Genomic DNA, 8,351 nt, shown 5'->3' with positions numbered 1-8,351 from the left:
TATGGCTTTTCAAATACAGTAGAAGGTGGTCAGGATGTTTATGCAGGAGTAACAGGAGACCCAAGAATGGTATCGGTTAATCCAAACCGTGATACAGTATTTGCCAGTAATCCGGACCTCTATTATTTAATAGGAAATGTATTGACAATCGCTGCTTCCCTGATACTGACAGGAGGAATGGCGGCAAATGCAGCAGTAAGTGCAGGAACATCCATCGGCAGGGCAGTAGTAACAGAGTATGCAAAGCAGGGACTGACGGTGGCAGCCAGCAGCTATGTGGAAAAGAGCATGACAGAAGCAACCAACAGTCCACTGGCAGGCTTTGTAGTTGGTTCACTAACTGGAATGGCAACATATGGAACGCTCAGTGAGGCAGAGCTGGAAGTAGTAAATAACGTAAAAAGACCGCAGCAGTTGGGGAATGTTGGAGAGAGTGGTAGTAAGACGGGTACTGTATGGGATAATATTACCCCAACTCAAGAAAAGTATCCGTATACTAATATTCCAAAATCATTTGAGATAGAGGTTTATGGAGAAAAGATTACGGAAGGTAATTGGGAATTTATATTTGCTCAGTCAAGACAAGCAGGACAGTTGCCAGTAATAAAACATGCACAGTTTAATGGATGGCATTAGGAGGTACAAGAATATGCAAGATATAATAGATATGGAATTGGAAGAATATATTCCTTTGAAGATTATATTTAATAAGGATAAGGAAGCGGTTGAATATATTTCGTATTCAAAAGATAAAACTTCTTCATTGGAATTTACAGTGGGTATAAAGAGTAAGTTATTAAAAAGAATAACGCTACTGCTTTGCAAGGAGTATTCAGAAACTACGGATAAGCTAGTGGTGGAAAATTTTGAAGATGGAAAGATAATTTTTCATAGTGATGATATAGAATGCCCTGTTTTTAAAACTATTTTGTATTCTAATGGTAGCAGAATAATATTATCAGACAAAAAAAGTTCACATTATATAAAAATGGACAAAGTGTATTTTGGATTGTCAGAAACAGATGATATTATTGAAATATGTGTATGTGATATGAGAGATTCTGAATTGGAACACTTAAAAAAAGAATTAGAGTTGCAGTGAGTGATGCCATGGCAGCCAGCAGCTACATGGAAAAGAGCATGACAGAAGAAATTTACCAGTCCACTGGCAGGCTTTGTAGTTGGTTCACTAACCGGAATGGCAACATATGGAACGCTCAACGAGATAGATTCCATGGCAAATGTAAGTGGATTACACGGTTCTTTTGCAGAAGGAATGTCAAAGGAAGATGTCCAGAAATATCTTGATTTTCTTGAGAATGGAAGCAAGGAAGGGCTCACAGAGGCAGAAATAAGAGGAATCGGAAAGGTAGACGAAGCACTTGCATTAAAGAAAGTAAACCCGGAGGAGCTGTTGGAACTTAGAAAACAGCAACTGGGGAATGTTGGGGAGAGTGGTAGAAACACAGCACAAAAAGTCTTTACAGATAATCCTTTTGATGAAGCTGGAAATTTAAAACCCAATATTAGCTATCAGACAGGTGAATTTAAGTATAATTACGAAACAGATGCTAATGGAAGAATATCCAATTGGAATACTGATAATCTACAATTAACGAAACGAAATGGTCGGCTAAAACATAACCCAAACACTCCAGGAAAAATTGCAGGAGATTATGCGGGACACTTAGCAGGAGATAGGTTTGGCGGTTCACCAAATTTGGATAATATAGTATCTCCATCAAAAGATGTTAATTTGAGTCAATATAAGAAAATAGAAAATCAATGGGCAAAAGCTATAAGCGAGGGAAAAAAGTAAATGTAGATGTTAATGTTAAAACGCATTGTTTTCAGGAAAGATTGATGTTATGAGAATGATGCGTTTTGCTTATCTGGAATTATATTGTAATTTTTGTCTCCTTGATAGTGAGTGGTGTGATAAAGTTCGAGAATTAAAAAATGAACATTACAATAGATTGGAAAATAGAAGAATGATAGGAAATGAAGAGTTTTTGCAGTTGCGAGAGGCGTATATAGAGATTGGCAAAATGGTACAAAAATATGGATATGGACAATATAACGGGATATTAAGAATTCTTATGGGACAAGTTAATTGTATTGACTCGGATGAGAGCGATGGTGAAAAAATGAAATACTTGATAGAAAGCTATAGTAAACTGTTTGCTTCGAGAGGCGGGTTAAGCGATTTCATTATTTATGATGCAGATGTTCAATTAAGAAATCAGTTAAATGAGAAATATAATGACGAAGTAAAAAGGGTTTGGAACATTATGAAAGACTATATTTAATAATGACTTCGTATAAGAATATCTGAAATCGCAACGGAACATAGTTTCTTTAAAGATGCAAACGTATTGTTTTCATAGAACTAGATGCTGTGGAGATGATTGAAAAATTATTTTCGAGAGGTAGAAAAACATGAAAATAACAGGTAGTATGAATTATGTAAAATTTGATTTGGAGAATGGATATGTTGTAAGAGCAGAAGGAGAAATGCTTGTAGGCAAAAAGTTTGTGGCATATAGAGATACAATGAAATTTTGGGAGCCACCACATGAGCATGAAGAATTTCTAGAAGAGCAAATTGAGTGTATAATACAGGAAGTTCAGAGAAACATGAATGAAAATACGGTTCAAATTGATTTTGAATAATAGGTATTATGTCTCCACATGAGGTATTTCAGATATAAAAATCGGTTTCAAAAGCGGAAGGTGAGACTGGCTAGTAGTGGGAGGTACTGGGAAAAAGTAGTAGAAATAATGGAAAATATGTAGTCAACTTTTAAACAGATAAAAGGGGAAGGGTACCATTACAATATTTGATTAACATGAAATATACAGATGAGGAATTAGAACCTTTATATCAGATTTGGTTTGCACAGAAAAATATTTTAGTTAATCATAAGAATGTATGGGGAAAATCACCATTGGAACTGGCAGCACTATTGCCATATAGAGCAAGTTTATTAGGGAGGTTGAAAAAGTATGAGTAAAGTAGTGACTTTTATTGCTGATGCAGGTGGATGCATTGTTTCAAAAAATATCTTAGATCATAAGGGAAAATTAAAATGGTGTGTTAGAGAAGAATCGCTAAATAATATGGATAATGGTTGGAGATTCTTTTCGGATATTGATACCGATGAGTATTTGAGTAAAGCAGATAATATGTGTATATGTGATTTTAATACAGTTGCCAATATCGAACCGGCAATTATCGCAATATACAATTGCGAAGTGGGGACAGACATAGAATTGGTAGAAGAGAATGGAAAGAAATTCTTTTTAGATAATAATACCGGGAAAATATTTAAACTATAGTATTTTTTATATAAGGTTAAAACGCATTGTTTTCAGGAAAGATTGATATTATGAGAACGATGCGTTTTGCTTATACGGAATTATATTGTAATTTGGGTCAAATATAGAAAAACCAATCCTCGAAGAAAATGATATTATTATTCAGGAGGTAATTATAGATGCAAAATAGTAAAGCTTATGATTGTTTAATAAAACAATTGAATGCAAACGGCTCAGAAAAAATGGATGGATATTATCCAGAAGTGATGGAAGAAATATATGATTGGGAGCGAGAAGAAGTAGAAGATATTATTTGGGATGCTTTTTTTAATAAAAATGAAATAGAATTAGCACAATTTTTTCCTAAGTTAAAAAAATATGATGGTATCAAGGCTTTAAAAGAAAGTCCTTATTTATTACAAATACCAAGTGAAGCAAGTGTTGAAATTGGTAAAATATTGTATGAGGCTACGGGAGATGAGGGATATTTAGATATAATTAAAAAAAATATTGATGCATCTCCGGAAACGATATCATTTGTTTCAATTTTGTCATATTGTAAGCCTTGTCAGCGATTATATAACATTCTTGTAGACATTTATATTAATAATAGTAATAAGGTTAACAGGAGTACTGCTGTTATGGGAATTTTATATAATAAAGGGATAATTAAAGACAGAAGCAGCATTAAAGAATCAAATGATGTAATAAGTTTGCGGAAGAAATTCAAATCTGAAGATAGTATAGAGCGTCAAAAAATTATTGAAAAATTTGAAAACGGAGAATTAAACAATGGTTACATTTGATGACAATATATCAAACAGTATTGAATAGAAAGCAGGTTTGTTTATGAATCATGACATTAATGAATTTTTGCCTATTCGACAAGGAGAATGCAAAAAAAACGCATGGGAAGAAATAGAGAAAAAAATAGGAATTATTTTTCCAGAGGACTATAAGCGGTTTATCGATTTTCATGGAGAAGGAGGGATTAATGAGTTCCTGTGGATATTATCTCCATTTTCCGAAAATGAAAATTTAAATTCTATAGAGAAGTTCAACGTTATGAAAGATGCATATATAAGTATGCAAAGTGAATTTCCAGAACAGTTTTCTTTTGACTTTTATAACGGTAAAACAGGTTTGTTTCCCTGGGGTATTACAGATAATGGGGATGAATTATTTTGGAATTATAAAAGAGATAGTATGTCCTATTTTTCCCGATGATTTCATTTTAGAGAAAAATTATTATGAAACAATATAATTTTAATTATGTGAGAGTAATAATTTTATGACATTTTTCTTAAAGCTTCAAAACCCCCATGTTACAATGGCATAAAGAGGAAGTGTTTATGAAATGGTATGATGAAATAGCACACCGGAATTAAAAAATATTTTGATAGAGAGAGTATTTGTTAAACCAAAATGGTGAATACAGATACTCTTTTTTGTGCTGGAAATAAGGAGTCTATCCATTTATTTAATTATATTTTCTCTAATTGACAATTGCTCAAATCATGTTATACTAAATATATGATACGGAAATTGCTAAAACATAAAAAACGTATCAATATGAGTTACGAAAGAGAGGTTGCTATATGGCAGAAGAAAAGTTAGGGCATTTGACCAAACTTCCAATTGAAGCAATATCGGAAGAAGTATTAGCTGAGCCTAAAGTCAAATGCCCAAGTTCAGAGGTCCTTTCGGTGTTAAAGGATTTGAGAGTGGCGGTTGAAAACAGAGATTATCAGCCACAAACACCAACTGAGGAGAATCCATCGTTATCAGATGATTATATATTTGATACAGATGATCAAAATTATATTTTGATGGATTTGACAGAAATTAATTTTGTTGGGAAGATCAAGGATGTTGGAAAAGGGGCAAAAAAGAGATTAGAAAAAGGATTACCACAAGAGTATTTGTATGTATTTAAATATCCGTGTAAGTTGAAAAGAAGAGATGCCGATTACAGTGGCATTACGAATGATAATGTGCTAATTTATATCAAGATTAATGACAGAAAGATTCCGTATAAGAAAGTTTTTATAATATCATTTCATAAGAATAGAATTAAAGTAGACTAGGAATATTAACAGCATATGGTTGGTTCCATATGCTGTATATCACAATACATAGTAAGAGAATAAGGAAAGAAACAAGAAGAGAACAGAGACAAAGAGAAGAAAGTAGGTGGAATTATGGATAAGATGAATTTGGCTTACTGTAACGAATGTGAGGATTTGGTAGAATTTACAGAGCAAGAGGAGATAGTTGAGGAATATTATAGGGGAGAATTGGTTCGGTTTAGATTTAAAGTTGGGCGTTGCAAAGAGTGCGGGCATGAAGTCGCAACAGATATAGACTATAATACAAGAAGGTCTGAAGAAAAAATAGAAGCATATAAGAGACTAAAGGGAATCATTTTACAGGATGATATAGTTGAAATATTAGAGAAATATGATGTGGGAAAAGAGGCGTTAGCAGATATAGCCGGATTTGGAAAAGCAACCATAAAGAGATATTTTGAGGGATATATTCCTACAAAAAAATATTCCGATATTTTAAGCAAATTTTTAAATGATGAAAGATTTTTCTATAGTAAAGTTGAGGAAAACAGGCATAAATTAAAAGACAGTGCATACAAGAGACTTATTGCCAGATATTCGAAATTAAAAGACATTTCAGAATCGAAAATTGAACAGGTTGCCAATTATATTATTACAAATTTGGGGGAGGTTACCCCTCTTGCATTAGAAAAATTATTAGCATTTTCGAATGGCGTTAATTATGCGTTAAATGGAAAGAGATTATTATTAGAGGAGTGTCAGGCATGGCAACACGGCTATGTGTATCCGGAAATATATAATAAGTACAAAAAATATAAATTTAATCCGATTGATAATGGAATAAATAGTACGCATGGATGCATGTTATCGAAGCTTACTGCTGATGAAATAAAAGCAATAGATTTAGTAATTAAAACATTTGGAGTTTATTCACCAAAAACACTTGAATTAATCAGTCATTCGCAAGCCCCCTGGATTGAAAAAAGAATTGCATATAAAGATGATGAGCCGGGGAATGAAGTAATAGATGAAACATCTTTAAAAAAATATTTTGTAGATAAGCAACTGAATACAGAAGAAAAAATAGTTTCGTATATTATGGCTACGTTAAAGATATAGTTTGCCCCACCCCTTGACACCCATAGTATAATAAGAAGAAAACCAAGGATGAGAGGATGATAATTATGAGGCGTTCCAGACAGATGTCGGAATCAATAGAACTTGGAATCGTGCTGGCGTTGGCTGGAGGATTTATGGATGCATATTCCTATATGTGCAGGGATGGAGTATTTGCTAATGCGCAGACGGGAAATATGTTATTGCTCGGAATCAATTTGTCGGAGAGAAACTGGGGAATGGCACTGCGTTATCTGTTTCCGGTGCTGGCATTTGCAATCGGAATAGCGCTGGCGGATGTGGTGCGGATGCATGCAAAGGATAAGAGCCTGTTTCACTGGCGGCAGCTTTCCGTATTGTGTGAGGCACTGGTGTTATCTGTGGTATGCTTCTTTCCTCAGAGCATGAATCTGGCAGCCAACAGTCTGACTTCACTGGCATGCGGCATACAGGTAGAGAGCTTCCGGAAGATTCATGGAAACGGAATTGCAACCACGATGTGCATCGGAAACTTAAGAAGCGGGACACAGAACTGGTGTGACTATCATTATACGAAGAATAAGGAATCCGCGTTTAAGGGAATGCTGTATTATGGAATCATCTTAATGTTTATTATTGGAGCAATTATTGGAAATGCCTTTGTGAAATTATTGGCAGAGAAAGCAATTTTGATATGTGCAGCCGTGTTGTTCATGGCATTCATTATGATGTTTGTAGACAAAGAAAAAGCTTTGGAGCAGTAGTATTACTGCTTCAAAGCTTTTTTGATTGCGGTAAAGCTTTCTTTACTGATAACATGTTCCATTTTGCATGCATCTTCTGTTGCGATTTCCTTTGGTACACCAAGACTTTCTAACCAGGTAGAAAGGAATTCGTGACGTTCATAAATCATTTCTGCAATTTCGCGACCGGAGTCGGTAAGATAGATGAAACCGGAATCGGTTACTGTAATATGATTCTTTTCTCTTAAATTCTTCATTGCAATGCTGACACTGGATTTTTTAAAGCCAAGTTCATTGGCAATATCTACAGAACGAACCACAGGAAGCTTTTTGCTCAGCATAAGAATAGTCTCAAGATAATTTTCTGCTGATTCATTTATTGCCATATAACACCACCCCCATTAGAGTTTTTTTCTATAATAATACATGAATTTAGGTAAGTATAACATATTAAGCCGAACATATCAAATCATAAAGTGAATCTAAAAAATGTTTCTTAATGATAAAAATTTCTCAAAAACGTTCTTGACAACTAATGATAGTTAGAATATACTAACCAATGAAATGAGAAAAAATTAACAATAGCACAATAGAAAAGAGGAGAGTATGATGCCTTTATCTATGGTAAAAGAAGGAGAGCCGAACGTAATTAAGAAGGTCGGCGGTAAAGAAGAAACAAGAAGATTTCTTGAGAACCTTGGCTTTGTTGCTGGTGGTACAGTAACAGTAGTATCTGAGGTAAATGGAAATATGATTGTAAATGTCAAAGAATCCAGAGTAGCAATTGGAAAAGACATGGCAAATAAGATTATGGTGTAACAGCCAGAAGGAGGAAATTATGAAGACATTAAAAGAAGTAGCCTGCGGTCAGACCGTAAAGGTGAAAAAGCTGTCCGGAGAGGGACCGGTAAAGAGACGTATCATGGACATGGGAATTACCAAGGGCGTGGACGTTTATGTAAGAAAGGTTGCTCCACTGGGTGATCCGGTAGAGGTGACAGTCAGAGGCTATGAGCTTTCTCTTCGTAAAGCAGATGCAGAAATGATTGAAGTAGAGTAATTTTTTTGCACATAGGTTAGTAAATACTAACATAAGGAATGCTAAGCTAACATTGAAACAGTCCGA

Annotated in this window: 13 protein-coding genes and 1 pseudogene; 13 read left to right on the top strand and 1 reads right to left on the bottom strand. The window is 34.4% G+C overall.

Annotation, left to right across the window (positions count from 1 at the left end):
* The 11 genes and pseudogenes from OCV43_RS12345 to OCV43_RS12295 all read left to right on the top strand — a co-directional run.
* Positions 1-636, top strand: a pseudogene (locus OCV43_RS12345) (hypothetical protein); the annotation flags it as partial.
* Positions 637-649: 13 nt separating this feature from the next.
* Positions 650-1,102 carry a hypothetical protein gene (locus tag OCV43_RS12340; RefSeq protein ID WP_117842380.1) on the top strand — a complete coding sequence of 151 codons (453 nt, stop codon included), beginning with the start codon at positions 650-652 and terminating at the stop codon, positions 1,100-1,102.
* A 132-nt stretch (positions 1,103-1,234) separates the two neighbouring features.
* Positions 1,235-1,819: a DNA/RNA non-specific endonuclease gene (locus OCV43_RS12335; protein WP_158561528.1), complete on the top strand. Its 585-nt coding sequence runs from the start codon at positions 1,235-1,237 to the stop codon at positions 1,817-1,819.
* A 49-nt stretch (positions 1,820-1,868) separates the two neighbouring features.
* Positions 1,869-2,309, top strand: coding sequence for a hypothetical protein (locus tag OCV43_RS12330; RefSeq protein WP_242994226.1), 441 nt, complete (start codon positions 1,869-1,871; stop codon positions 2,307-2,309).
* Positions 2,310-2,439: 130 nt separating this feature from the next.
* Positions 2,440-2,673: an Imm74 family immunity protein gene (locus tag OCV43_RS12325; protein WP_262624236.1), complete on the top strand. Its 234-nt coding sequence runs from the start codon at positions 2,440-2,442 to the stop codon at positions 2,671-2,673.
* Positions 2,674-3,006: 333 nt separating this feature from the next.
* Entirely contained in the window at positions 3,007-3,339 is a 333-nt protein-coding gene (locus tag OCV43_RS12320) for a DUF2185 domain-containing protein (RefSeq protein WP_262624235.1), read from the top strand.
* Positions 3,340-3,497: 158 nt separating this feature from the next.
* Positions 3,498-4,124: a hypothetical protein gene (locus OCV43_RS12315; RefSeq protein ID WP_118087635.1), complete on the top strand. Its 627-nt coding sequence runs from the start codon at positions 3,498-3,500 to the stop codon at positions 4,122-4,124.
* A gap of 43 nt (positions 4,125-4,167) precedes the next feature.
* On the top strand, positions 4,168-4,545 hold the full coding sequence (locus tag OCV43_RS12310) for an SMI1/KNR4 family protein (protein WP_262624234.1): 378 nt from the start codon (positions 4,168-4,170) through the stop codon (positions 4,543-4,545).
* A gap of 371 nt (positions 4,546-4,916) precedes the next feature.
* Positions 4,917-5,405 (top strand): hypothetical protein, encoded by a 489-nt coding sequence (locus OCV43_RS12305; protein ID WP_118087633.1) that lies wholly within the window; start codon positions 4,917-4,919, stop codon positions 5,403-5,405.
* 114 nt (positions 5,406-5,519) lie between these two features.
* Entirely contained in the window at positions 5,520-6,506 is a 987-nt protein-coding gene (locus OCV43_RS12300; protein ID WP_022242374.1) for a Panacea domain-containing protein, read from the top strand.
* Positions 6,507-6,571: 65 nt separating this feature from the next.
* Positions 6,572-7,246 (top strand): YoaK family protein, encoded by a 675-nt coding sequence (locus OCV43_RS12295; RefSeq protein ID WP_262624237.1) that lies wholly within the window; start codon positions 6,572-6,574, stop codon positions 7,244-7,246.
* A gap of 2 nt (positions 7,247-7,248) precedes the next feature.
* On the opposite strand, the gene OCV43_RS12290 is transcribed toward OCV43_RS12295, so the two are convergent.
* Complete coding sequence (locus OCV43_RS12290) at positions 7,249-7,611, bottom strand: metal-dependent transcriptional regulator (protein ID WP_227710703.1); 363 nt, start codon at positions 7,609-7,611, stop codon at positions 7,249-7,251.
* A 220-nt stretch (positions 7,612-7,831) separates the two neighbouring features.
* On the opposite strand from OCV43_RS12290, the gene OCV43_RS12285 reads away from it, so the two are divergent.
* Together OCV43_RS12285 and OCV43_RS12280 are read left to right on the top strand one after the other, a co-directional pair.
* Positions 7,832-8,044, top strand: a complete 213-nt coding sequence (locus tag OCV43_RS12285) for a FeoA family protein (RefSeq protein WP_117699278.1) — start codon at positions 7,832-7,834, stop codon at positions 8,042-8,044.
* Between the two features lie 19 nt (positions 8,045-8,063).
* A complete protein-coding gene (locus tag OCV43_RS12280) occupies positions 8,064-8,285 on the top strand; it encodes a FeoA family protein (protein ID WP_022242378.1) in 222 nt (73 codons plus the stop codon).
* Positions 8,286-8,351: the final 66 nt, after the last annotated feature.

This window comes from Roseburia amylophila (assembly GCF_025567465.1).
GTDB lineage: Bacteria > Bacillota > Clostridia > Lachnospirales > Lachnospiraceae > Roseburia_C > Roseburia_C amylophila.
Note: the sequence above shows the minus strand (reverse complement) of the source record. Positions and strands in the feature narration are given on the sequence as shown.